23 protein-coding genes and 1 pseudogene are annotated in these 24,904 nt (G+C 60.0%); 12 read left to right on the top strand and 12 right to left on the bottom strand.

The window, feature by feature from the left end:
- Nucleotides 1-260 precede the first annotated feature (260 nt).
- The 3 genes from ACLD1Y_RS22840 to ACLD1Y_RS22830 all read left to right on the top strand — a co-directional run bounded on the left by ACLD1Y_RS22840 (nt 261) and on the right by ACLD1Y_RS22830 (nt 1,843).
- Nucleotides 261-1,316, top strand: coding sequence for an alpha/beta hydrolase family protein (locus ACLD1Y_RS22840; protein WP_429480062.1), 1,056 nt, complete (start codon nt 261-263; stop codon nt 1,314-1,316).
- Nucleotides 1,317-1,334: 18 nt separating this feature from the next.
- Nucleotides 1,335-1,487: a DUF2986 domain-containing protein gene (locus tag ACLD1Y_RS22835; RefSeq protein ID WP_429480061.1), complete on the top strand. Its 153-nt coding sequence runs from the start codon at nt 1,335-1,337 to the stop codon at nt 1,485-1,487.
- 176 nt (nt 1,488-1,663) lie between these two features.
- Nucleotides 1,664-1,843 (top strand): DUF1289 domain-containing protein, encoded by a 180-nt coding sequence (locus ACLD1Y_RS22830; RefSeq protein WP_429480060.1) that lies wholly within the window; start codon nt 1,664-1,666, stop codon nt 1,841-1,843.
- Nucleotides 1,844-1,846: 3 nt separating this feature from the next.
- Here ACLD1Y_RS22830 and ACLD1Y_RS22825 read toward each other — a convergent pair whose 3' ends face one another.
- Entirely contained in the window at nt 1,847-2,638 is a 792-nt protein-coding gene (locus ACLD1Y_RS22825) for a DNA/RNA non-specific endonuclease (protein ID WP_429480059.1), read from the bottom strand.
- Between the two features lie 94 nt (nt 2,639-2,732).
- Nucleotides 2,733-3,950 (bottom strand): MFS transporter, encoded by a 1,218-nt coding sequence (locus ACLD1Y_RS22820; RefSeq protein ID WP_429480058.1) that lies wholly within the window; start codon nt 3,948-3,950, stop codon nt 2,733-2,735.
- 122 nt (nt 3,951-4,072) lie between these two features.
- Between ACLD1Y_RS22820 and ACLD1Y_RS22815 the strand changes: the two genes are divergently transcribed.
- The 4 genes from ACLD1Y_RS22815 to ACLD1Y_RS22800 all read left to right on the top strand — a co-directional run bounded on the left by ACLD1Y_RS22815 (nt 4,073) and on the right by ACLD1Y_RS22800 (nt 8,746).
- Entirely contained in the window at nt 4,073-4,711 is a 639-nt protein-coding gene (locus ACLD1Y_RS22815) for a TetR/AcrR family transcriptional regulator (RefSeq protein ID WP_429480057.1), read from the top strand.
- 78 nt (nt 4,712-4,789) lie between these two features.
- A complete protein-coding gene (locus tag ACLD1Y_RS22810) occupies nt 4,790-5,311 on the top strand; it encodes a sigma-70 family RNA polymerase sigma factor (protein WP_429480056.1) in 522 nt (173 codons plus the stop codon).
- On the top strand, nt 5,308-6,258 hold the full coding sequence (locus tag ACLD1Y_RS22805) for a FecR family protein (protein WP_429480055.1): 951 nt from the start codon (nt 5,308-5,310) through the stop codon (nt 6,256-6,258). The genes ACLD1Y_RS22810 and ACLD1Y_RS22805 overlap by 4 nt, the downstream gene beginning before the upstream one ends.
- Before the next feature lie 76 nt (nt 6,259-6,334).
- Nucleotides 6,335-8,746, top strand: a complete 2,412-nt coding sequence (locus tag ACLD1Y_RS22800) for a TonB-dependent siderophore receptor (RefSeq protein WP_429480054.1) — start codon at nt 6,335-6,337, stop codon at nt 8,744-8,746.
- Between the two features lie 81 nt (nt 8,747-8,827).
- On the opposite strand, the gene ACLD1Y_RS22795 is transcribed toward ACLD1Y_RS22800, so the two are convergent.
- Nucleotides 8,828-9,724, bottom strand: a complete 897-nt coding sequence (locus ACLD1Y_RS22795) for a LysR family transcriptional regulator (protein ID WP_429480053.1) — start codon at nt 9,722-9,724, stop codon at nt 8,828-8,830.
- A gap of 122 nt (nt 9,725-9,846) precedes the next feature.
- On the opposite strand from ACLD1Y_RS22795, the gene ACLD1Y_RS22790 reads away from it, so the two are divergent.
- The 3 genes from ACLD1Y_RS22790 to ACLD1Y_RS22780 all read left to right on the top strand — a co-directional run bounded on the left by ACLD1Y_RS22790 (nt 9,847) and on the right by ACLD1Y_RS22780 (nt 13,075).
- Nucleotides 9,847-10,512: an RraA family protein gene (locus ACLD1Y_RS22790; protein ID WP_429480052.1), complete on the top strand. Its 666-nt coding sequence runs from the start codon at nt 9,847-9,849 to the stop codon at nt 10,510-10,512.
- Nucleotides 10,509-11,714, top strand: a complete 1,206-nt coding sequence (locus tag ACLD1Y_RS22785) for a pyridoxal phosphate-dependent aminotransferase (RefSeq protein WP_429480051.1) — start codon at nt 10,509-10,511, stop codon at nt 11,712-11,714. The genes ACLD1Y_RS22790 and ACLD1Y_RS22785 overlap by 4 nt, the downstream gene beginning before the upstream one ends.
- A gap of 95 nt (nt 11,715-11,809) precedes the next feature.
- Complete coding sequence (locus tag ACLD1Y_RS22780) at nt 11,810-13,075, top strand: cation:dicarboxylate symporter family transporter (RefSeq protein ID WP_429480050.1); 1,266 nt, start codon at nt 11,810-11,812, stop codon at nt 13,073-13,075.
- A 52-nt stretch (nt 13,076-13,127) separates the two neighbouring features.
- On the opposite strand, the gene ACLD1Y_RS22775 is transcribed toward ACLD1Y_RS22780, so the two are convergent.
- The 5 genes from ACLD1Y_RS22775 to ACLD1Y_RS22755 form a co-directional block, all read right to left on the bottom strand.
- Nucleotides 13,128-13,586 carry an Hsp20 family protein gene (locus tag ACLD1Y_RS22775; RefSeq protein WP_429480049.1) on the bottom strand — a complete coding sequence of 153 codons (459 nt, stop codon included), beginning with the start codon at nt 13,584-13,586 and terminating at the stop codon, nt 13,128-13,130.
- Between the two features lie 132 nt (nt 13,587-13,718).
- Complete coding sequence (gene hpaI / locus ACLD1Y_RS22770) at nt 13,719-14,519, bottom strand: 4-hydroxy-2-oxoheptanedioate aldolase (RefSeq protein ID WP_429480048.1); 801 nt, start codon at nt 14,517-14,519, stop codon at nt 13,719-13,721.
- A gap of 34 nt (nt 14,520-14,553) precedes the next feature.
- On the bottom strand, nt 14,554-16,035 hold the full coding sequence (locus ACLD1Y_RS22765) for an NAD-dependent succinate-semialdehyde dehydrogenase (RefSeq protein WP_429480047.1): 1,482 nt from the start codon (nt 16,033-16,035) through the stop codon (nt 14,554-14,556).
- Nucleotides 16,036-16,070: 35 nt separating this feature from the next.
- Complete coding sequence (locus tag ACLD1Y_RS22760; protein ID WP_429480046.1) at nt 16,071-17,612, bottom strand: UxaA family hydrolase; 1,542 nt, start codon at nt 17,610-17,612, stop codon at nt 16,071-16,073.
- 56 nt (nt 17,613-17,668) lie between these two features.
- Nucleotides 17,669-19,036, bottom strand: coding sequence for an MFS transporter (locus ACLD1Y_RS22755; RefSeq protein ID WP_429480045.1), 1,368 nt, complete (start codon nt 19,034-19,036; stop codon nt 17,669-17,671).
- 127 nt (nt 19,037-19,163) lie between these two features.
- Here ACLD1Y_RS22755 and ACLD1Y_RS22750 point away from each other — a divergent pair, with 127 nt between their 5' ends.
- A complete protein-coding gene (locus ACLD1Y_RS22750; RefSeq protein WP_429480044.1) occupies nt 19,164-20,117 on the top strand; it encodes a LysR substrate-binding domain-containing protein in 954 nt (317 codons plus the stop codon).
- Nucleotides 20,118-20,189: 72 nt separating this feature from the next.
- Here the strand turns inward: ACLD1Y_RS22750 and ACLD1Y_RS22745 are convergent, their stop codons facing one another.
- Nucleotides 20,190-21,269, bottom strand: a complete 1,080-nt coding sequence (locus ACLD1Y_RS22745; RefSeq protein ID WP_135289673.1) for a tartrate dehydrogenase — start codon at nt 21,267-21,269, stop codon at nt 20,190-20,192.
- A 108-nt stretch (nt 21,270-21,377) separates the two neighbouring features.
- Between ACLD1Y_RS22745 and ACLD1Y_RS22740 the strand changes: the two genes are divergently transcribed.
- Nucleotides 21,378-22,289, top strand: a complete 912-nt coding sequence (locus ACLD1Y_RS22740; RefSeq protein WP_429480043.1) for a LysR substrate-binding domain-containing protein — start codon at nt 21,378-21,380, stop codon at nt 22,287-22,289.
- A gap of 1,116 nt (nt 22,290-23,405) precedes the next feature.
- Here the strand turns inward: ACLD1Y_RS22740 and ACLD1Y_RS22735 are convergent.
- The 3 genes and pseudogenes from ACLD1Y_RS22735 to ACLD1Y_RS22725 form a co-directional block, all read right to left on the bottom strand.
- Nucleotides 23,406-23,846: a hypothetical protein gene (locus ACLD1Y_RS22735; protein ID WP_429480042.1), complete on the bottom strand. Its 441-nt coding sequence runs from the start codon at nt 23,844-23,846 to the stop codon at nt 23,406-23,408.
- Entirely contained in the window at nt 23,827-24,468 is a 642-nt protein-coding gene (locus tag ACLD1Y_RS22730; RefSeq protein WP_429480041.1) for a DUF6036 family nucleotidyltransferase, read from the bottom strand. Before ACLD1Y_RS22730 ends, ACLD1Y_RS22735 begins: the two co-directional genes overlap by 20 nt.
- Nucleotides 24,469-24,615: 147 nt before the next feature.
- Nucleotides 24,616-24,792: pseudogene (locus tag ACLD1Y_RS22725) on the bottom strand (ParA family protein); the annotation flags it as partial.
- Nucleotides 24,793-24,904: the final 112 nt, after the last annotated feature.

The following is a 24,904-nucleotide window of genomic DNA, read 5'->3' as shown; positions in this document are numbered from 1 at the left end:
TCATTGAAATCATAATTATCACCACAAGTTAAGAAATCAACACTCAAGGTTCAAATCAAGCCATCTGTAAGAATCACGCCCCTAGCCTTGCACGATTTATTAACCTAATAAACCCACCCACTTCCTAAAATCACGAAGGACCACTCCGACATACTTAGAAGTAGGAATACGTAAGTAACTTCCTAGTCCCGCCTCCCCTCTACCCAAAACTGCGATTTGCGGGCATGCTTGGCCCCCCTCATATCAAGGACGATAAAAAAATGAGAGCCACCCTCGCCGCGCTGTTCCTGATTTGCCTCGCTACCCCCGTATTCGCCGACAACACCCCCATCGGCTTCCAAAACATCACCCTTGCCGACCCGCAAAACAAACGTCCTCTACAGATGGTGGTCTGGTACCCCGCCGCTACCACAGCAACGCCCGAGTTGATCCGCGATGACGCGGTGTTCTTCGGCGCCCTCGCCGTGCCGGATGCGCCACCGGCCAGCGGCGCGCACCCGCTGGTGGTGATCTCCCACGGTAACGGCGGCAATTGGGGTAACCAGGTATGGCTGGCCAGTGCGTTGGCGCACCGGGGTTACATCGTGGCGGCGGTCAACCACCCCGGCACCACCAGCAAGGATCGCAGCGCAGAAGCCGCCGCACAGTTGTGGCAACGGCCCAGGGACTTGAGCCGGGCCATCGATGCGGTGCTCGCCCAACCCAAGCAATTGGGCGCGGTGGCAAGCGGCAAGATTGCCGCAATAGGCCACTCCCTCGGCGGCTGGACCGTGTTGGAAATCGGCGGTGCACGCTTTGATCCCGTGTTGTTCACCCAAGACTGCCAAGCCCACCCGCAACTCTCCGGCTGCAAGGCCTACCAGAAGGTGAACACCGCCAACACCGCCACGTCGAAGGCCGAGTTGGCCGCCGACCTGCGCGACAAGCGCATCACCGCCGTGGTGTCCCTCGACTTGGGCCTGTCACGCGGTATGACCGATGCCAGCCTGGCCGCAATGCAGGTGCCGGTGCTGGTGCTCGCGGCAGGTGTGGCGGCGCCGGAGTTGCCGGCCGAGCTGGAGTCTGCCGACCTGGCCAGGCGCCTGCCCAAGGCCTCGACGCAGTACTTGAAGATCAACGATGCCACCCATTTCAGCTTTATGGCCATCTGCAAGCCGACAGGTGAGGCGCTGATTGAAGAGAGCTCGCCAGGGGATGGGATGATTTGCCACGATGGCAAAGGGGCGCGACCACGGGAGGTGATTCAGCAACAAGTGGTGCAGTTGATCAGCGATTTTCTGGCAGGTGATTTCAAGCTGGTATCATCCCGACCTTGACCCGTCGGATGAAGCCCCATGAACCGCCAGAAAAAACTCCAACAACTCTTTAAGGCCAAAGCCAAAAAGGCCAGCGCCAAGTTGGCGCCCAAATCCAAAGATAAGTACATCAGCAAAGCCGACCGTTTGAAGCTCGCCGAAGCCGCCGAGCAAGCAGTTGAACAAGCGTGACGCCCGTTAACTTGACCGCATTTCAAACGGGTGTACGCGGTGCAAATGTGGGAGCTGTCGAGCTTTAGCGAGGCTGCGAAGGCGGTGGTACTGCTGGCAAATGTCCTGCGCCTGAACCACCGCCTTCGCGAGCAAGCCCGCTCCCACACTTGATCGCATTTCAACGGAAGACCCTCTTGGCCAAAGACATCGAAAACCCCTGCATCTCCCTCTGCCAGCTCAGTGGCGACCTCTGCGTCAGCTGCGGGCGCAGCAAGGACGATATCCGCAAATGGAAACGCATGAAGCGCCCCGAGAAGATGGCCGCCGTGCAACGCGCCACGCAGCGGTTGAAGGCATTGAAAAAAACCAAATAGCGATCAGCCGCGCCCCACCGAGCCCGACACCGGCAGATTGCCCAGCAGTTTCAGGCCGGTACTTTTTACGAAGGTGTCGTAGTCCATCGGCTTCTGGATACGGGTTTCGGCGTTGGGCAGCACATACGCCCAGGCACGTTTGGACGAGGCGTCGTACACCAGCTTGAACAGGCGCGTCGGCACCCACACCTTGTTGTCGCCGATGGTGCTGTAGCCCTCGTCGAACAGCGGTCCGGTAAATACAAACACGTCGCCACCGGCACGCACGGCAAACTTGCGCACGTCGGCCTCGACCTTGCTCCAGATCTTGCGGTTGTTGGTGGGGTCTTGGGGCACCATGTTCGACAGTGCGAACGACTGGGCCATGGCATTGGCATCCGGCGCGTCGGCGGCCGGGGATTGGTGGCCACGGTCCATGTGCTGGGCGCGGTAGTCACTCAGTTCGGCACGCCCGCCCTTGGGGATGCGTGGGTCGGCGTAGAACTGGTTGGTGCGCTCCTCGCCCTTGGCGTCTTTCAACTGCGCGGCGTTCAGGCGTTCAACCACCACCAGCGGGGTCTTGCTGGCTTGTGAATAGAGTACTGCAAAGTGATCGGAGCACAGCGCCAGGGGTTTCATCGCGGCCGGAACGGTGGCGGTCTTGATCGGTGTGGCGGCGGGGAACAGGTCGGCGCAACTGTCGAAGGAAAGCTGTTTTTCCTGGTGGGAGTAAAGGTCCGTCATCGTCCGGGCCTGAGCGCCGGTGGAGAACAAAACAAAGGCCGACAGCCCAACAGCAATAGTGCGTAGGTACATGCATTAAATCTTCGAGAGGGAGTAGAGCGACAGGCTCCGCACTGCGGAGCCAAGTGGATGATATTGTGGGGTTTATTGACCGAACTTTGTCAGATTAGTGCCCGACCGACGCAGGATTTTGCGCACTGCGCGGCCCAGGTGTGAACCCATGCCCGCGCGCCCCCCAGGCAATCGCCAGTGACACACCGATCAATACCAGCATCGCCCATGGAAACGACGCCACACCCCAGGTGTCGAGCAATACACCGCCCACTACGCCGCTGCCGGCAATCGCACTGTTCCAGGCCACCACATTCAGCGACAGCGCCACGTCTGCGCCATCCCCCGCTGCATCGGCCAGGGCGGTTTGCAGCAGGGTCGCGGCGCCGCCGAAGCTCAGGCCCCATACGGCCACGCCGAGGTAAATCACCAGGGGTTGATTGCCCAGCAAACCGAACACCAGGCTCACCAACGCAAAGGTCGCCAGGCTAGCCAACACGGTTTTGCGCAGCAGTGGCTCGACCAACCTGGCCGTGAGCCAGATCCCCGCCAACGCCGCAATACCAAACACCAGCAGCACCAAGTCGACCCGCTCCGCCAACCCTGCCGGTGCCACAAACGGTGCGATGTAGGTATAGAGAATGTTGTGGGCCAGCATCCAACTGATCACCACCGCCAACACCGGGCGCACACCCGGCGTGGTCAGTACCTTGCCCAGGGACACGCGCTGATGCGCCGCTTGGGGGGCAAAGTCCGGGACTTTCACCAGCACCCACACAATCAGCACCAGCGTCAGCGCCGACATCAGCCCAAACGTGGTGCGCCAGCCCACCAGCCCACCCAACCATGTGCCCAGTGGCACGCCCAATGACAGCGCAATGGGCGTGCCCACCATCGCCAACGCCAGCGCCCTGCCCTGTTGATGGGGCGCGACCATGCGCCGCGCGTAACCGGCCAGCAGGCTCCAGGCCAACCCCGCCGCCACACCGGCAAAGAAGCGCGCCACCAGGGTCACGCCATAGTGGGACGACAATGCGGTGATGGAGTTGAACAGCAGAAAACCCACGATGGTCAGCAACAGCACATTGCGCCGACGCCAGCCACGGGTGGCGATCGTCATGGGGATCACTGCCAACACCGAGCCCAGTGCATACGCGGTGACCATCTGCCCGGCCATCGAGGGCGAAATCGCCAGGCCCTCACTGATCAACGGTAGCAAGCCGGCGGGCAGGGTTTCGGTGACGATGCAGATGAAGCCGGTCATGGCCAGGGCGAGCAAGGCGCCAATGGGCAGGCGGTCGGATGCCGCTGATAAGGTGAGTGAGGGTGTCACGGGAAACTCCTTGAGAGGGATTTAGATACTGATCGATACAAATGTTGCGGGCGAGCCCTGCTCGTTGTCAACGACTTATGTATCGACTAGTATTTATCTCGCTTTCCCACCGGAGACCTCACATGGCACAAATGGGCCGCCCCCGCAATTTCGACCGTGACCATGCCGTGGACCAGGCCTTGCACCTGTTCTGGCAGCACGGCTACGACGCCACTTCCTTGGCCCAGCTCAAGGCCGGCCTGGGTGGCGGTATTTCTGCGCCGAGTTTTTACGCCGCGTTCGGCTCCAAAGAGGCGCTGTTTGATGAGTGCGTGCAGCGTTACCTGGCCACCTACGCCCAAGTCACCGAATGCCTGTGGGACGAAACCCTGCCGCCGCGCCAGGCCATCGAAACCGCGCTGCGCCAGTCGGCGCGCATGCAGTGTGAAGACGGTCACCCCAAAGGCTGCATGGTGGCCCTCGGCGTAATGAGTGCGCCGAGCCCGGAGAATGCACGGGTGGCGGATGCCTTGAACCAGTCGCGCAGCCGCACGCGGGCGGGCATCGTGGCCTGTGTGGAACGGGCCGTGCGCGACGGCCAGTTGCCGAACACGATGGAGGCTACGGTGATGGCAACGGTGTTTGACGGTTTCTTGCAGGGGGTGTCGATTCTGGCGCGAGATCACGTCCCACATGCCGTGATTGATGGCGCCATCACCCAGCTGCTGCTGACCTGGGATGCGGCAGCTTCGATTATCACGCCTGGCCATGCGGCCAACTGATCCATCAAGCCGCGCTTGCTTTGTGTGATGGCACCCCGCTACTCTTGCGAATAATTCTTATCCGCAGACTTACCTCCCATGTCGGCCAGCGAACTTCCCCTGAACCAGGTCGTCCATGCGCTCTACACCGAGCACCATGGCTGGTTGTTCGGCTGGCTGCGCAAAAAGCTCGGTTGCCCGCAAAACGCTGCGGATGTTTCCCACGATACCTTTGTAAGAATCCTCGCTTCCCGCGATGCCCTGGGCGGCCTGCGCGAACCCAGGGCCTTTCTCACCACCACAGCACGCCACCTGATCATCGACCGCGCGCGCCGCCGCCAGCTGGAAGACGCCTACCTGCGGGAACTGGCACTGACCATCGAGATGATGGAGCAGTGCCAGCAGTCGCCGGAACAGATCCTGGTCACCCTTGAAGCGCTGGAACAGATCGCCTTCGTCCTCGACGGCCTGGCTCTGAATGCGCGGCAGGCGTTCCTGTTGTATTTCCTCGAAGGCCTGCGCCAAAGCCAGATTGCCAGCCGCCTGGGCATCTCCGAGCGCATGGTGCGCAAACACCTGATGAACGCCCTGCTGCACTGCAACCACGCGCTGGACGTATGAGCGCCGACCTCGACCAGCAAGCCGCCAACTGGGTGATCCGCCTCAACGAAGGCCACCTCAGCGAGCGCGAGCAGCAGCAATTTGAACGCTGGAAGGCCGCCGACCCACGGCATGGCGCCGCCTTTGAGCGCCTGCAAGGTTTTGTCGGGCGCTTGCAGGCACTGCGCCCGCAACAGGCACCGGTGCAGGCCGCGCTGGAAGCGGCGCGGGTGCGTCGTCGCAACCCGACGGGGCGTGTGCTGCTGGGCGTGTTGCTGGCGTTGCCGGTGGCCCTGGCGTTGCGCGCCTATCCGCCGAGCTACCTGCTGGCCGACCAGCGCACCGCGCCTGCGCAATGGCAGCAGGTGAACCTGGAAGACGGCTCGCAACTGACCTTGAGCGGCAACAGCGCCGTGGACCTGACCTTCAACGGCCAGCAACGCCAGGTGCGGTTGCTGCGTGGCGAGATCCTGGTGCAAGTGGCCCACGATGCCGCACGGCCGTTTACCGTGGTCACCGACGACGGCCAGATGCGCGCCCTTGGCACGCGCTTTACGGTCAAGCGCGAAGCGTCGGGCACGCTGCTGAGCATGCTCGAATCCACTGTCGCCGCCACCGATGCCGGGCATCACGACGATGTAAAAGTCAGCGCCGGTGAGCAGGCGCGCATCACGCCGGACGCGGTAAAACGGCTGGGCAAGATCGACCCGCGCACCACCGACGACGCCTGGAAGCACCATCAACTGGTGGTGCAGGACCGACCATTGCCCGAAGTGCTGGACGAACTGGCACGCCAGTACGGTGGGCATGTGCAGTTCAATCGTGAGCAACTCGGCGATCTACGGGTGTCCGCTGTCCTGCCGCTGGACAATCCGCGCCGAGCCCTGCAACTGATTGCCGATGGCCTGCCGGTGCGCATCCGCTCGTTCAGCCCGCTGTGGCTGCACATCGAACGCAAGGAAAAATAGTGTTGCGTGTGGGGTTCCGCTTTTCCCAAGTGCCCCGTCAAGGAAGAAAGCACCTCAAATAACAGGAATTTCTTCCATGCCGCGCCACCTCAAGCGTTCCCCCTTGCCCCTCGCCCTGGCGATCAACCTGGCCAGCCTGACGGCCCTGAGCTTGGCCATCAGCAGCCCGGTGGCCGCACAAGAAGCGGCGCGTTATGCCATCGCTGCCGGCCCCTTGGGCCCGGCGTTGAACCTGTTTGCCCAGCAGGCCCATGTGGCGCTGCTGTTCGACAGCCAGACCGTCGCCGGCCTGAATACCGCCGGCCTGCAAGGTGAATTCCCGGTGACCCAGGGTTTTGCCCAATTGCTGCGCGGCAGCGGTTTGCAGGCGGTGCAAGGCGCCAACGGGTATGTGCTGGTGCCGCTCAACACCACAGGCTCCCTGGAGTTGGGCCCGACCGCAATCACCGGCCGGAGTGAAGAAAGCAGCACCGAACACGTCAAAGGCTACGTGGCCACGCGCAACCTCAGCGCCACCAAGACCGACACACCGATCATCGAGACCCCGCAATCGCTGTCGGTGGTCACCAGCGACGAGATCCGCGACCGCCAATCGGAAACCCTGTCGCAAACCCTCGACCTCACGCCGGGCTTTACCAGCCAGCCCACCAGTTTCAACCGCACCTCCGACCGTTTCCGCATTCGCGGCTTCGATGTGGAATCGGCCACCGGCGGCTCCCTGCGCGATGGCCTGCGCCTGCAAAACAACTCCTATGACGGCGTGCAGGAACCCTATGGCCTGGAACGCGCCGAGGTGATCCGCGGTGCGGCGTCGGTGCTCTACGGCCAACTGTCACCGGGCGGTTTGATCAACACCGTGAGCAAACGCCCAAGCCAAACGCCCTACCATGAGATCAACCTCCAAGCCGGGCAGAACAACCGCAAGCAGCTGTCCGCCGACTTCACCGGCCCAGTCGGCGACAGCGATACCCTGAGCTATCGCCTGACCCTGCTGGATCGCAAAAGCGACACCGCCGCCGACCACATCAACAACGACAAAGTCTATGTGGCCCCGACCCTCACCTGGCGCCCCGATGACGACACTTCGCTGACCCTGCTGTCGTTCTACCAGAAGACCGAGACCGGCTTCTCCGCGCCCCTGCCCTATCAACTCACCAAAGGCGTGGGCAGCGGCAGGTTCCAGATCGGTCGCCATGACTTTATCGGCGAGCCCGACTACGACGAAATGAACGGCGAGATGTCGGCGCTCGGTTACGAGTTCGAGCACCGCTTCGATGAACACACGCGCATCAGCCACAAGCTGCGCTACTACCAATCGGATGTGACCTGGCGCTACCTGCAGGTCAACATCGCCGGCACCAACATCGCCAGCGCGCAAACCACGGGCATCCTGCGTCGCCAATACAGCGACCGCGAAGAACGCTCCCGCGGCCTGGCCAGCGATACCAATGTCGAGAGCAAATGGCAGTTCGGCGACTGGCAGCACACGTTCCTGTTGGGCTTCGATGGTTATGACACCAGCTACGACTCCCACAACTTCCGGGGTACAGCTCAGCCGCTGAACCTGGCGACCTACCAATATGGCCAGCCTGTAGTAGTGAATAAAAACCCGGCCACCGACCGTGGCTCACAGATCGACACCCTGCAAAAAGGCATCTATTTCCAGGACCAGATCAAGTTCGATGAGCGTTGGATTCTGCTGCTGGGCGGGCGGCATGACTGGGCGGACCAGCACACCGAGCTCTTCCGCAATGGGGCCGATAGCGGTAAAAGCGATGAAGCCACCACGTGGCGCGCAGGCCTGGTGTACAAGGCCGACAATGGCCTGGCGCCGTATATCAGCTACAGCGAATCGTTCTTTCCGGTGGCAGGTGCCAACAAAGCCGAGCAAAGCTTTGTGCCCACTGAAGGCCGGCAGTATGAAATCGGTATCCGCTACCAGCCCGAAGGCAGCGCCACCCTGCTGAGTGCGGCGGTGTACCAGCTGGAGCAGAAAAACGTACTGAGCCAGGACCGTACCGATAGCAATTATTCGGTGCAGGTCGGCGAAGTGCGCTCCCGAGGCTTTGAGCTGGAAGCCAAGACTGAGGTCACCGCCAACCTCAGCGTGATCGCGTCCTACGCCTACATCGACGCACGCATCACCAAAAGCGATATCGCCAGCGAAATCGGCCAGCGCAGCGAAGACACCCCTTATCACCAAGCCGCCCTATGGGCCGACTACCGCCTGGCCGCACTGGGCGTGCCACAACTGCGCATTGGCGGCGGCGCACGTTATAAAGGCACCACCCAGGCCTCCGGCGTGCCGTCATCGATGCCTGCCTACACCTTGTACGACGCCCGCGCCAGCTATGAGATCGACCCGCACTGGGAGGTCGCGCTCAATGCCAACAACGTCACCAACAAGCGCTACACCTACTGCGAATTCGCGATTTGCCGGTATGGGGATGAGCGGCAGTTGGTCAGCTCGTTGACCTATCGCTGGTAAGCGCGATGGCGCTTACCCTTCAGTTAAAAGATGACTGCCCGCTCACCACACAAGCCGTGTTGCGCTCAACTGACTGCTTTTTTAGAACAACAACCGCGAAAAATCACAGCACGCCTGAGCCAACCTGGCCACGTCCTGGTTCAGGCCAAACTGGCGGTCCACCCGGTGCAACGCCACGTACTGGATATCCGGCAGTGCCGGTTGGGTGACCAGGGCACGCAAGGTGCCTTGTTCGATCAAATGGGACAGGCACCCCACCGGCAGGTAACTCACGCCAATCCCCGACAACGCAAGCCCCGCCTGCACCAGCAGGTTGTGGCTGGTGAGGGTGCGCGGCAGTTGGATGTTGTGCGCGGCCAGCCAGCGCTCGTAGATCATCCCCGTGCCCGACTGCGAGCCCTGGGTGAGCACGGTGTAGCTGGCCAGGGTTTCCAGGCTGATGGGGTCGGCGTCCGGGATCAGCCCGGGGGAACACATCCAGGCGTTTTCCACGCATTGCAGCGGCGTGCTGTGAAAGCGCGGGTCGCTGTACACGTCGGGCACGATCACCAGGTCCAACTGGTCGCTTTCCAGCTTGCGAAACAGCTCGCTGCTGAGCTCCACCGAGGGTTCGATCTGCACCTTGGGGTAAGCCTGGCGCAGCGCTTCCACCAAGGCTGGCAACCAGGTCAGGGCGGTGAGTTCGGTGACCCCCAGGCGGAACCTGCGCACCAGCACCTCGCGGGCGCTGACCCGTTCGAGCAACTGGTCACGGCTGTTGAGTAGGTCGCGGGCGTAGTCCAGCAGTTCGCCGCCCTTTTCCGTCAGCCGGGCGTTGCGTTTGCTGCGGTCGAAGATCTCCACATCAAAGGTGTCTTCCAGCTCCTGGATGCGCTTGGAGATGGCCGACTGCGACATGTTCAGCTTGTTGGCCGCCGCTTCAAAGCTGCCCAGTTCGGCGATCCAGTACAGCGCGTCGATTTGCTTGAAGGTGATCATGGCAGGCCAGTCATGAAAAAAAGCGATGCTAACACATCATAAAATATCGCTAAAACTCTCCGATCATCACTTCTAAGATCCGGTCATCGCCCTTCGCTATCCAACGATTCTGGAGATTTGCCATGTCCTTGCCCGGTTCACGCATCCTGCCCAACGCGCCGATGGCCCCGGCCGAACTGCTGGAGGCGTTCGCCCATGTCGTCACACCCCACATCAGCGACAACCTCGGCCGCCACATCGGCGCCCGTGGCCTGACGCGCTACAACCGCAGCGGCAAGCTGGTGGGCACGGCGATCACCGTGAAGACCCGCCCCGGTGACAACCTGCTGATCTACAAAGCCATGAGCCTGATGCAACCGGGCCACGTGCTGGTGGTGGACGGCCAGGGCGATACCAACAACGCGGTGATCGGCGAGTTGGTCAAGCTGTACGCCCAGCAACGCGGTTGCGTAGGCTTTGTGATCGACGGCGCGATCCGTGATGTCGCCAGTTTTGAAGACACGCCTTGCTACGCCCGCGCCGTAGTGCACACCGGCCCCTACAAGACCGGCCCCGGCGAGGTGAACGTGCCGGTGTGCATCGGCGGCATGTTGATCAACCCCGGCGACGTACTGGTGGGTGATGAGGACGGCCTGGTGGCGTTCTCCCAGGCCGACGCGGCCGAAGTGCTGCGCCGTGCCGCCCAACACGCCGAGCACGAAGAAGCCGTGAAAGCTGAGATTGCCAGCGGTGCCGTACGCCAGAGCTGGATCGACAAGGTATTGGTCAACGCAGGGCTGGCGCAATGAAGCACTTTTTGTCGGACCGCGTGCTGGGCATCGCGCCCTCCCCCAGCATTGCCGCCAACGCATTGGTGACCGAGTTGCGCGCCCAGGGCCGCGATATCGTCAACTTCACCGTGGGCGAGCCGGACTTCGACACCCCCGCCCATATCCTCGACGCCGCACACCTGGCGATGCACAGCGGCGACACCCATTACACCCCCACCACCGGCACCCTGGCGTTGCGCCAAGCGATCTGCCTCAAGCTGCAGCGCGACAACGACCTGGCCTACGGCCTGGACGAAGTGGTGGCCGGTTGCGGCGGCAAGCACATCATCTATCACGCGCTGGCGGCCACCTTGAATCGCGGGGATGAAGTCATCGTGCACACGCCGTATTGGGTGTCGTACCCGGACATCGCACGGCTGAACGATGCCACGCCGGTGATCATCCCCGGTGACGAACGCCTGGGCTTCAAGCTGTCACCCGAGGCACTGGAACAGGCGATCACCCCGCGCACCAAGTGGGTGATCCTCAACAGCCCGAACAACCCCAGCGGCGCCGTGTACAACGAAACAGAGCTGCTAGCATTGGCGCAGGTCTTGCGCCGCCATCCCCATGTGCTGATCATGGCCGACGAAATCTATGAGCACTTCGTCTACGGCGATGCCCACCACGTGCCACTGACGCGCATCGCACCAGACCTCAAACCGCGCACCCTGATCGTCAACGGCGCTTCCAAAGGCTATGCCATGACCGGCTGGCGACTGGGCTTTGGTGCAGGCCCGGCCTGGCTGATCGCGGCCATCGCCAAACTGCTGTCGCAAACCACCACCTGCCCCAGCTCCCTGAGCCAGGCGGCGGCGGTGGCGGCGTTTGCCGGTGACCAAGCGCCCATTGCCGGGATGCGCGAGCAATACCAACAACGCCGTACACGCATGTTGGCGCTGCTGGCGGACGTTCCCGGCGTGAGCTTCACACCGCCGGACGGTGCGTTCTATGTGTTCGCCAATGTCAGCGCGCTGATGGGCAAGCTCACCCCCCACGGTGACCACCTGGAAAGCGACACGCAGTTGGTGGACTACCTGCTGCGCGACTACGGCCTGGCCACGGTCAGCGGTGCGGCGTACGGCATGTCGCCCTATGTGCGCCTGTCGTTCGCCAGCAGCCTGGACGTGATCGAAGAAGGTTGCCGCCGCCTCAAAGACGCATGCCACGACCTGCGCTGACGGCTACTCGCTACACCCGGTGGCCAACGGATGGCCGCCTTTTGACTGCCTAGAACAACAACTTAAAAATCATTGATCTCAAATGAGGCATTCCCATGCATACGCCCCGTATCGCGCTGGTCTGGCAAATCATGATCGGCTTGCTCGCCGGCATCGCCATCGGTGCCCTGCTGCACCGTTTCCCCGAGTCCCGGCCATGGCTGGTGGACAACCTGCTGCAACCGGCGGGCGATATTTTCATCAAGCTGATGAAGATGATCGTGGTGCCCATCGTATTTGCCTGCATGGTGGTGGGCATTGCAGGGCACGGTGACGGCAAATCCCTGGGCCGCATTGGCGTGCGCTCCCTGGGTTATTTTTTCTGCATCACCACCTTGGCGATCATCGTCGGGTTGGTGCTGGGCAACCTGCTCAAGCCGGGCGCCGGCACCGAGCTGTCCAGCCTGCATGCGGCCAATATCACGCTACCCACCAGCAACGGCGGCGGGCATAGCTTGGGGCAAATCATCGTCGGCATCATCCCTGACAACGTGATCAACGCCATGGCCCAAGGCAGCTTGCTGTCGGTGCTGTTTTTTGCGGTGATGTTCGGCTTGGGCGTGGCGCGCTTGCCTGCCGAACGCAAGGACCCGGTGATCGCCCTGTTGCGCGGTGTGTCGGATGCGATGTTCAAGGTCACTTCAATGATCATGGCCTATTCGCCCATCGGCGTGTTCGGCATGATCAGCGTCACCGTCGCCAATTTCGGTTTCGGCTCGCTGCTGCCGCTGGCCAAGCTGATCCTGGTCAGCTACGTGGCCATCGCATTCTTCGTATTGGTGGTGCTCAACCTGGTGGCGCGCCTGTGTGGGATCAACCTGTTCGCCCTGATGCGGCATATCAAGGACGAACTGATACTGGCCTTCTCCACCGCCAGCTCGGCGTCGGTGATGCCGCAACTGATGAAGAAGCTTGAAACCTACGGCGTACCGCCTTCGTTGGTGAGCTTTGTGGTGCCGGTGGGTTACTCATTCAACCTGGATGGTGCCTCGCTGTTCCTCGGCATCGGCACCTTGTTTGTGGCGCAGCTGTACGGCATCGACCTGAGCCTGGGTGACCAGGCACTGCTGGTGGTGACCATGGTGCTCACCTCCAAGGGCGCGGCTGGCGTGCCAGGGTTTATGTTTGTGATCCTGTCAGCCACCTTGGCCAGTGCGGGCTTGCCGTTGGAAGGCATCGCGTTTATCGCCGGGGTGTATCGGTTGATGGAGATGCCGACCACTGCATTGAATGTGCTGGGTAATGCGTTGGCGCCGTTGGTGATTGCCAAGTGGGAGGGGCGTGGGGCCGAGCTGGGCGCCCAGGCAAATTACACACGCTAGGCTTTGGAACACGAACAAAGGCGCTCCGAAGAGCGCCTTTGTTCATTTCAGGTTACTGCTCGCTGATCGATTTGGGTTCAGCTTTTTCGCCGCCCTCAATCGCAATGCGTTTTGGCTTGGCCTCCTCCGGTACAGCCCTGAGCAAATCAATGCTCAGCAGGCCATTGGAAAGCCGTGCACCCTGCACTTCGATGTGGTCGTCCAGGCGGAACGACAAGCGGAATGCGCGCTGTACGATCCCTTGATGCAGGTAGGTGATGTCATCCCTTTGCTCACGCTTGCTGCCGGAGACGGTCAACACGCCTTTTTCCACCTGGATGTCCAGGTCGTCCTGCGCCATGCCAGCGGCCGAGATGACGACCCGATAGTGGTCATCGCTCAGCTTCTCGACGTTGTGCAATGGGTAAGCCGTACCGGCCTCGCTGCGCAGCGCCGATTCGAACAGGTCGTTGAACCGGTCAAAGCCAACGGAGTGGCGAAACAGAGGTGCCAACGAAGTAGTAGTAGCCATAGCAAAATCTCCTGAGTGTTCTCCAAGTGATTTAACTCGCGACCCGGATGTGGCATCGCGTACCGCCTATGTAGGTTCAGCGTCGAAAAATTCAAGAGCCAAAATTACAAAATGCGGTATCGCTACCTAAAGTCAGTAAGGTGAGGCACCGCTAACGGGGGATGCCGATATGGCGCCAAGACCAAAGTCGTTTGCCAACCCGCGGGTCGCCCGTGCCAACAGGGTCAGATCCAGCCCCACGGCGACGAAGCTGGCGCCCAGTTCGAGATAGTGCCGAGCGAGTTTGGCATCGCCGGTCAGCGTGCCAGCGGCTTTGCCACTGGCCACAATGGTGCGTATGGCTGTCTCTATCGCTAGCTGCACGTCAGGGTGCTCAGGATGCCCACGGTGCCCCATGGACGCGGCTAGATCAGCCGGCCCAATGAACACGCCATGCACGCCGTCGACGGCGCAGATGGCTTCGAGGTTCTCAAGTGCAACCCTGGATTCTGCCTGCACCAGTAAGCACACATCGTCATTGGCTGTCTCCAGGTAGTCCGTGTGGCCGCCCCAACGCGAAGCACGCGCTGCCGCTGCACCGACGCCTCTTGTGCCTTGCGGCGGGTAGCGGGTCGCGGCCGCCAGAGTGATGGCTTGCTCGGCGGTATCGACCATGGGCACCAGCAATGTTTGAACGCCAATGTCGAGCAGCTGTTTGATCATTGCCGGATTGCCATCGACCGTACGGGCCACGGGGTGGGACGGGTAAGGCGCGATGGCCTGCAACTGTGCCAGTGTGCTGCGCACGTCGTTTGGCGCGTGTTCACCGTCGATCAACACCCACTGGAAGCCGGCTGTGGCGCAAATTTCGGCACTGTAGGCATTGGCCAGTGAAAGCCACAGGCCAATCTGCTTATCGCCTCGCGAAAGCGCGGTCTTGAACGGGTTTGCCATGATGGTCTCTACTCCTCTGTTGTTTTTGTCGGAACTAGTTCAGGCCGCCCTGGCACAGGTATTTGATGTGCATGTAATCCTCCAGGCCGTAGCGTGAACCCTCACGGCCATACCCCGACTCTTTGACCCCCCCGAACGGTGCAGCCTCTGCGGCAAGAGCGCCTTCGTTGATGCCCACGATGCCCGACTCCAACGCCTCGGCTACGCGCCAGACGCGTTTGACGTCCTGGGTATAAAAGTAGGCCGCCAACCCAAAGGGCGTGTCGTTGGCCAGTTCGATCACTTGCGCTTCAGTCGTGAAGCGGAAGATGGGCGCCACCGGACCAAAGGTTTCTTCATTACAGAGTTCCATCTGCGCGGTCGCATTGATCAACACGGTCGGCGCGTAGTAGTTCGGACCGTCGGCGACAGCGTCGCGCACAGGTCGACCGCCAGTGGCGATGGCTGCGCCTTTTGCAACGGCGTCATCTACGTGGCGTGCGATCTTGTCGATGGCGCGCGCGTTGATCATCGGACCAATCTGCGAATCACTGTGGGAAGCTGGCCCAACCTTCAGCGCGCTGACTCTGGCCACCAGCTTTTCAACAAATTGATCGTGAACCGCGCTTTGCACATAGATCCGATTGGGGCACACGCAGGTCTGGCCGCCATTACGAAACTTGGAGACCATGAGGCCGTCCACGGCAGCGTCGAGGTCCGCATCGTCAAACACGATGAAGGGGGCATTGCCGCCCAGTTCGAGCGAGCACTTTTTCAAGGTGTCGGCTGACATGCGGGCCAGGTGTTTGCCCACCGGCGTCGACCCGGTAAAGGTGATCTTGCGCACCCGTGAATCAGCCAGCCAAGCGTTGACGACTTCGGGCGTACGCTCACGCGAAGCGGTGACGATGTTGAGTGTTCCTGGCGGAAAGCCGGCTTCCTCAGCCAGGCGCACAAGCGCCAGGGACGTCAGTGGCGTGTCTTCGGCAGGCTTGCAGACCACGGTGCAACCGGCTGCCAATGCTGGCGCGATCTTGCGGGCAATCATCGCCGCCGGGAAATTCCAAGGGGTGATCGCTGCGACCACGCCAACCGGCTCCTTGATTGCCGTCATGCGTCGACCCGAGACCGGCGCCGGGATCACATCGCCATACGCGCGCGTCGCTTCCTCGGCAAACCACTCGACATAGCTGGCGGCGTAGACCACTTCGCCGCGCCCCTCTGCCAGCGGCTTGCCCTGCTCCAGCGAGATGAGCCGGCCCAGGTCTTCTTGATGCTCCAGGATCAGCGCGTTCCAGCGTTTGATCAATTGCGCGCGCTGTTTGGCAGGGGTGTTTCGCCACGCGGCAAACGCCGAATGAGCGGCATCGACGGCGGCACGGGCGTCAATCGCGTTGCTGTCGGGCACTTGGGCGATATAGCTGTCGTCGGCCGGGTTGGTGACCGTCAACAGCGCCTCTGGATCTCGGGTGTGCCATTGGCCGCCAATGAAATTCTGCGTTCGAATCAGGTCAGTGCGGGTCAGTTTCAGGTTCATGCCGAGGTTCCTTAAGTGTGTGCAAAGGGGTTGGATCAACTGACGATGCCCAGGTGCCAGGGCACAAACTCGTGATCCCCAAGCCCCAACAATTCGCTCTTGGTCGAGGCGCCTGAAGCCGCCTGCAAAATGTGTTCGAAGATGCGTTCGCCCATCTGCTCAACCGACAACTCACCGTCAAGAATGAGGCCGCAGTTAATATCCATGTCCTCTTCCAGGCGGGTGAACATCGGGGTATTGCTGGCGAGCTTGATCGTTGGCGCAGGCTTGCTGCCGAACATCGAGCCCCTGCCCGTGGTGAAGCAAATGAGGTTTGCACCACTGGCGATTTGACCGGTTGCCGCGACAGGGTCGTAGCCCGGTGAGTCCATGAACACGAAGCCGGCCTTGTCAATCGGCTCGGCATACTCGTACACCGCCTGCAACGGAGTGGTGCCGCCTTTCATGGCAGACCCCAGGGATTTTTCGAAGATATTGGCCAGACCTCCAGCCTGATTACCGGGGCCTACGACGCCATTGAACTGCCCGTTCTGACCACGTGTGTATTCTTCCCACCAGGCCAGCCGGTCCAGTAGCTTCTGGCCCACCTCGACACTGACCGCACGACGCGTGAGCATGTACTCCACACCGTGGATCTCGGGGGTCTCCGACAGAATCGCGGTACCGCCATGCCGCACGAGTATGTCCATCGCCGCCCCCAACGCCGGGTTGGCGGTGATGCCGGAAAAGCCATCGGAACCGCCGCATTCCAGCCCGATCTTCAGGTGCGCCGCACTCACCGGCACGCGCTTGACCGCGTTGGCTTCGGGCAGCATCGCCTCGATTGCCGCAATGCCTTGAGCGATGGTTGCACGCGTACCGCCGGTGTCCTGCATCACGAATGTGCGCAGGTGGCTATCGGGCACCAACTGCTGGGAATCGACGAGGTTGGCCACCTGGTTGCGCTCGCAACCCAGCCCGACGATCAGCACGGCCGCCAGGTTGGGGTGGCGCGCGTACCCGGCAATGGTGCGCTGCAGCACGTCGAAATGAGGGCTGGGGGACGACATGCCGCACCCGCTGGTCTGGGCGAATGCGACGACACCATCGACATTCGGGTAAGCGGCGAGCCGCTCGGGCGTGAAGTGTTCGGCGATCTTCTTGATCACGGTCGACGAGCAGTTCACCGACGACAGCAACCCGATGAAATTGCGCGTGGCAACGCGGCCGTCTGCTCGCACGATGCCCATGAACGTCGCGCGTTTCTCGGGGGCAACGTAGTCCACCGCACGCACATCCTCACAGAAGCCTGGGTCTCGATCGAAATCGATGAGTGCGATGTTGTGGGAGTGAACGTGCTCGCCCTTGGTGATAGTGCGCGACGCTACACCGATGATCGTGTCGTACTTACGCACGGGTTCACCGCACAGGATGTCCTGCGCTGCAATCTTGTGCCCGGCCGGCACTTGCGCCCGGCTGCGTACGCCCAGCTCAGGCAACTCGTCCCCCAGGCCGATCAATTGGCGAGCGATGAGCACGTTGTCATTGGCATGCAGACGTATCAGTCTGTGAGTGGCATGGGGCGTGGTAGTCGTCATAAAACAGTCCTGGCATCCAGATTACGGCATCGGTGTCGTTGAAACGCAGCGGCGCTTCAGGCTTTAGCGGCGATAGAGGCAGGGCCGTGCTGAGGCTCGGTCGGCATGGGCGCAACGATGGGTTCGACCTTCTTCAGCAGCAGGGCGTAATTCAAGATGCCCAGCATTCCGAGCACCGCCGAGAAGACCAAGGCCATCTTGAACGAGCCGGTCGAGGCCACGATAAACCCGGTAATCACCGGCCCCAGTACGCCGCCGAAGTTCGCCACCATGTTTTGCAATCCGGCGACGGTGGAGGTCATGTTCTTCGGCGCAACATCACCCGGCAGCGCCCAGACTTGCGAGGCCGCGACGGTGGTTCCAGCCTTTGCGATGCACAGCAGCAATACCGTGAGCCCGACCGAGGTGGTCAACGGCGCCAGACCGATACACAGCGCCATTGAAAGCCCCACGATCAGAAACAGTTTGCGTGTCGCGGTTAACGACAGGCGCCCGCTGTGGACCACCCTGTCGGACAGCCATCCGGCAGCGATCTCGGCGAACAGGCCGCAAATCAGCGGAAGCGAAGCGACCAGGCCCATTTTCAGCAGGCCCATGCCCTGCTCTTTTACAAGGTAGGTGGGCAACCAGGTGATGAAGAAGTAAGAGATGTAGTTGATGGTGAAGAAGCCCAGGCACATCGCCCAGATATTGCGGTACTTGAGCAGCTCAAACCATTTCATCGGGATGGTCGCATCGACACCGTGCTGCTGGGTCTGCCCGCCTCGGATGTATTCCACCTCGGCGGCGTTGGCGCTTCGGTGTTTCTCCGGGGTGTCCGAGAAATACCACCACCAGACCAGGCTCCAGACCAGACCGGTCAGGCCCACGATCACAAACGTCATGCGCCAGTCGAACGCCATCATCAACGTCACAATGAGCGGCATCGCCACGGCACCGCCGAATTTCGAGGCACTGTCAAACAGCCCGGAAATAGTTGCTCGTTCCTTGTCCGGGAACCATTTTGACGCGATCCCGGCGTTGGCCGGATAAGCGCCGGCTTCACCGACCCCGAGTGCCACGCGCAGGCCAACCAGGGATGCAAAACCTGTCGCAAGCCCTGTCGCCGCCGTGGCAAGCGACCATGAGCCTACGGCGATCCCAAGCCCCATTTTCTGCCCGAATTTATCAGCCACCCAGCCCGCCGGGATTTGCAGCAGCGCGTAGGACCAGAAAAACGCGGACAAGACGATCCCCATCATTTCGGGGGTCAGGCTGAACTCGTTGATGAGTTCGGGGGCGGCAACCGAGAGCACGGTGCGGTCGATGTAGTTGATGGCGATGGCAAACCACATCAGAGCGGCCACAACCCAACGAGCGTTGGATTTCTTGCCTTGTTTCACCACGGCGTCATTTAACGGTTTTGTAGGCATAGGAGTGCGCATTGCTTGTCTCCGATCATTGTTTTTGTTCTTGGATACTGACTCGCAGCTTCATTGCTGAACAATGAATAAGCAGACATACTTCATAACCATTTTGACATCTAAGCGTCTTCGACCGGAGATAAAGCAGGTGAGCGACATTGATAGGGTTTTGCGCTCCAACCTCAAGCTAAAGCATCTGCAGCTTGTCGTGGCGCTGGATGAATTCCGTCATCTGGGGCGGTCAGCGGAATTTTTGTCGCTTACCCAGCCCGCCGTCAGCAAATCGCTGGCGGAAATCGAAAAGATGTTCGGGCTTGAGTTATTCGTCCGCTCAACGCGAGGCACTCGGCCTACGGCCTATGGCGAGCAAGTGGTCCGATTTGCGCGCTCGGTGCTGGTGGATTTTGACCGTACCTGTGACGACATCGCTTCTGTCGCCAGCGGCGGAGCCGGCCGTATCCGTGTCGGCGCAATGGTGGTCGCCACGCCGGGATTGTTGGTCGGCGCTGTCAGCCGCCTCAAGCTCAGCTCGCCACACACGACAGTGTCAATCGAGGAAGGTGATCTCACGCGCCTGCTACCGAGGCTGCGTACCGGCGAGCTCGATTTCATCGTGGGCCGCCTAGAGCCGGGCTACAGCTCTCCGGACCTGGAAACCGAGGCGTTATACACCGACACCATGCGCGTCGTGGTTGCCGCCGATCATCCACTGGCCGCAGTGGCCAAACCCACTTGGCATCATCTGGCGACGCTGCCCTGGGTCGTTCCCCCTGCTTGGGCCTCCTCGCGCGTCAAGCTCAACCAGATGTTCTACAAGCATAAATTGCAACCACCGGCTGACATCATCGAAACCTCGTCCTTTTTGGTGATGATGGCGTTTATGCGGGAAAGAGGCTGCGTGTGTTTCCTCGCCACTAAAGTCGCGCAGTACCTTGAGTCCGTAGGCCTGGGTTACACCTTGCCGCTGGAGGTGCCGATTGAGTTACCGGCGGTGGGCATCATTCTGCTGCGTAACGGGCTGAGAACCCCGGTTGCAAGCAGCCTCATCGCTGCCTTGCACGAACAGGCGATGGACATTGGAGGCGAGACCGCGCCCGAGTGAATGCACACGGGGCGTGTTGTATGCGCGCAGCAATCTCCCGAGGGAATGGGAGATTGCACGCTATTCTCGGCGTCAGACCGCAGCAGCGATGGCCTTGCCCAGGGATTCAGTGTTGCCGGTGCCACCGATGTCGGCGGTCAAGGGCGCCTGCTCCGGGCCCATCGCAAGCACGGTTTCAATCGCCGTCAGCACGGCGGCGCCGGCTTCGGGATGGCCCAGGTGTTCGAGCATCATCGCACCGCACCAGATCTGCCCGATGGGGTTGGCGATGCCTTTTCCGGCGATGTCGGGCGCCGAGCCATGCACCGGCTCGAACAGGCTCGGGAAGTTGCGCTCCGGGTTGATATTGGCCGAGGGGGCGATGCCGATCGTGCCAGTGCATGCAGGGCCCAGGTCGGAAAGGATGTCGCCGAACAGGTTGCTGGCCACCACCACGTCGAACCAGTCTGGATGCAGGACGAAGTTCGCGGTAAGAATATCGATGTGGTACTTGTCGACGTTGACGTCGGGATACTTTTTGCCCATCTCCACCACGCGCTCATCCCAGTAGGGCATGGTGATCGCGATGCCATTGGATTTGGTGGCCGAGGTCAGGTGCTTCTTCGGACGGCTTTGCGCCAGGTCGTAGGCGAACTTGAGGATACGGTCGACGCCGACGCGGGTCATCACGGTTTCCTGCAGCACGATTTCACGATCGGTTCCGGGGAACATTTTGCCGCCGACACTAGAATACTCACCTTCGGTGTTCTCGCGCACCACCCAGAAATCGATGTCGCCGGGCTTGCGGTTCGCCAGTGGCGCCTTGACGCCGGGCATGAGACGGCAGGGGCGCAGGTTGACGTACTGGTCGAATTCACGACGGAATTGCAGCAGCGAATCCCACAGAGAAATGTGGTCAGGCACCACGTCTGGCCAACCCACGGCACCGAAGTAGATCGCATCGTAGCCCTTGAGGATGTCGAACCAGTCGTCCGGCATCATCTTGCCGTGAGCCAGGTAGTAATCGGCGCTGGCGAAATCGAACCAGTCCCATTGCAGTTCCAGGTTGAACCGGGCAGCCACCGCGTCGAGCACACGTACGCCTTCGGGCATCACTTCCTTGCCAATGCCGTCGCCGGGGATCACTGCAATTTTGTACTGGGATTTGCTCATGAATTTGACTCCTGGGTTGATCGGGGCGTGGCGTTCAGTGTATGCAGTGCTCATGGATTAATAATTAGTCTTGCTGTAAATCCATTCTTAGTTTTTAGGAAAGAATCCATGAGCGTGATCGATGACCTGAGTTTCTTTCAGCAGGTGGCTACCCGCGCCAGCCTGACTGAGGTGGCACGCCATCTGGGGCTGTCGCTGCCAGCCGTGAGCAAACGGCTCAGCCAGTTAGAGGCCAGGCTCGGGGTGCAGTTATTACTGCGCACCACACGCCGATTGTCGCTAACCCCCGAAGGGGCGCTGTACCTGGAAGGAAGTCGCCCGATTCTGCGTCAGCTCGAAGAACTGGAGAGCGCGCTGAGTCGCCGTCAGCCGACCTTGCAAGGCCGGTTGCGGATCAATGGCACGCTGGGTTTCGGGCGCCAGCACCTCGCCCCTGTGGTATCGAGCTTCGCGAGGCTGCACCCGGAGCTTGAGATTTCCCTGGAGCTGACCAGCCAGCCACTGAGCATGCTGGACGATCAATTCGATATCGGCGTGTGCATGGGCGAGCCGCCGGACTCACGGTTGGTCGGCATTCGTCTGCTGGAAAACCCACGCATCCTCTGCGCATCGAAGGCCTACCTTGAAGCGATGCCGGCACTGACCCGTGTGGCGGAGTTGGCGCAGCACAACTGCATCGTTCTGCGCCAGTTCGGCAGCGACTATGCAATCTGGCGCTTCAGTAAGGACGGCCAGGATTACTCACACAAGGTCAGCGGCACGCTGTCGAGTAATGATGGCGAGGTTGCGTTAAGCCTGGCGCTGGACGGGCATGGATTGATTTTGCGGTCGCGCTGGAATGTGCAGCAGTATCTTGAAAGCGGTCGCCTGCAGGCGGTACTGACCGATCACCACGCACCGCAGGCTGACATTTTTGCGGTGTATCAGCATCGGCGGCATATTCCCCAGCGCATTTCGGTGTTCGCCCGTTACCTTGCGCAGGCGCTGGTGGAGCGTTTGCCGTTTGCGGCGCTTAAGTGAGTGAGGACTGCGCTGGTGACGCTGTGCGCTTTGATCACCTCGGCCAAATCCAAGGCAAAAAAAAGCCTGCATCTCTGCAGGCTTCTCTTTATGTCGCTATCTGGCTCCACGACCTGGACTCGAACCAGGGACCCAATGATTAACAGTCATTTGCTACCTGTTAGTCACAACGGTGCAACGAAAACCGTGGTGGAGACATAGAAACGCTGCGTAGCGTGAGTACATGAATACGTCACGCCACGAAAGTTAGTCGCGTTGGATTAGCTTGTCAAAGCACAGCAAATCAATGAACTATAGGAAAAGCAGACAGTTCCCGTCAGCTACCGGACACCCTCCAGTGCGTACCTCACTTGGTCCAAGTCCCCATGAACGTATTTCAGGGGCGAGGCGCATGTGTTACCGGTCTAATCCAGCAAGGTGGGTATTTTCTGCCGCTTATTCCGAGGATTGGAAAACCGGTTTTCGTGATGCGCGTTCGCATCGTTTAGAAGACGTGTACCACAGCGTTAGCGAAAGCTTTGCTCGTTATCTGGCGGTAGCAGGCAGATTTAACTCAGAAGTGAGAATCCGAGCACGAGATCGCCTATAGACTCAGAAGAAAGAGCGGAACTTGCCTGTCGCGGAATATGACGCAATTTCTGATCAGTGGCGAGCCACTCGACGCTACCCCGCTAGACGGGATTTCCGCAGCCATAAGCAGGCAGATAGTTTGATGAAAGGATGAGTTTCGACGCATTTATAGATCTACGATAAAAGCCAGATGAGCTACGCTATACTTAAGTTCGCGTTAGCAGATAGATCGCCTATAGATCTCATCGGAACGCCGAAAAAACCATCAAACTCAGACATTGAAATCTGATAGGTAAGAGCTTAGATTTGAAAAAAATCTGTTCCAGATCATCAGCTTAATCAAAAATAAAGATAACGTCCTCAAATCAGTATTTTTTGAGGGCGCGATTTCGTATGGTCGGGATACCCTACAGGCACACCTGAGGCGCGATTCGCGCCTCAGGTGTGCCTGTAGGGTATCCCGATCTACGCTTTTGTCAACTCAATAAGCGCATACAAAAAAACCGGTCACGATGACCGGTTTTTATAATACTCAACATCACAACATCACGCTGTTTGCATTTCTCGTTGTGTAGCCTCGAAATGCCTTGTCTGATAGGGCATTAGTGCCTGAACCTTCAAGCCCAACCCTTTATCTAGACCCCAAGACAACGCCAGCCGATCAACTCGACCTTTGGTTGCAACGACATCGCTCGGCTTGTGAGACACAACAAGGTTCAGAGCACGATTTGCCTCGGAGACGCGAGAATCCGTAGCACAAGTGAACTGTGTCAGTCGCTCAAAAAGATAGCCAGCACGCCTAACCTCAACATCGCTTCTGCGCTTATGCAAAAATGAGTTGAGTGCAGTTTCCAGGCTATCCGCTGAGTACCAAAATGCACGAGCGGCACGCACCAGGACAGCGTCATCAGCTTGATCTAGCGGCAGCCTCGCCAGCCGTTCCAATTCAGTCGAGAGGACGGTGGCGCTATGGCGCTTCGTCGTCATCGTGAGTCTCCAGATAATCCGCGATTATGCGCCTGAGGATCGAGTGGGGTGGTTCCTTGTTGCCAACGTACACGTCAATAGCTTGTAACGCCAGCCGATTCAGATCTGTGGTCAAGATTAGCCCCATTCGCAAGAGCTTTTCAATATCTTCGACGTCTTGCTCGGTAGCACGCCCGAGCTTAGAGATAGCCAAATCCAATGGAGCAGCAATAAAAATATAAATGGGTGACTCATCGCCAAACTCTTCAAGGCGAATCGCGCGATCAAGGTAGTCCTCGTGCAGCGGCCCAAGCGTCGTATTGAACGTCAGGTCGTAGTTCAGAGCAAGAGTTCGCCCCGCAGGGTCGACGAAGGACTCCGGCGTCGCCCCAAGCCCCTCAATGAGCTGATTTTTGTTCAGTGAACGATCACAGTGAAAAATTTCGCCGTCAATGTCTACCGAAACACGATGATTAGTATACAGATGTACCGCAACACCGCCAAAAATGATGATTTTCACGGCACCTGGCGGGTACCCCTCAAGCTCCTCTTCAACACCTTTAAACATTGCCACGACTGCCTGCCCCAGCGGCTTGCTGGTATCAATGATGGCAGGAAGCACATCCGGAGCCTCTAAAGTCACAAAATTCTCTCCCTGAAGGTAGTGATACGACTTTTGAAAAAGATCTCAACACCACAAAAATCAGTGAATCTTATAGCGCAACCCAGTGAGATTAACTGATTTGTGAAAATCTAAGCATTTATTACCACACCGAATCGTTTCAACAGCACCGAATGCAGCCAACGGTTCCAGGTCCAGATAGAGCTGGAGCATCCCGCGCTGAAGCTCCCGTGCGGTCAACATATCGGGCGTAATTGGAGAAACCGCCATTTGAGAACCCAGCAAGGCCACCTCTAAAACGATGGAGCGAGCCCCCTGGGTATCGATCAGAATCAGATCAAAGTCCTGCGCGCCCCCGGTGTCAGGGTAGTTGTCGTGTCCTCCCCTTTTTAAAAGCAATTCGGGGGCGGCAAGAGTATGGTCATGCCTTTCTACTCAGAAGAACGTAAAGCTGCGC

Source organism: Pseudomonas sp. 18175 (assembly GCF_050432925.1).
Taxonomy (GTDB): Bacteria; Pseudomonadota; Gammaproteobacteria; order Pseudomonadales; family Pseudomonadaceae; genus Aquipseudomonas.
The sequence above is the reverse complement of the archived record's forward strand: the minus strand, read 5'-3'. Positions and strand labels throughout refer to the sequence as shown.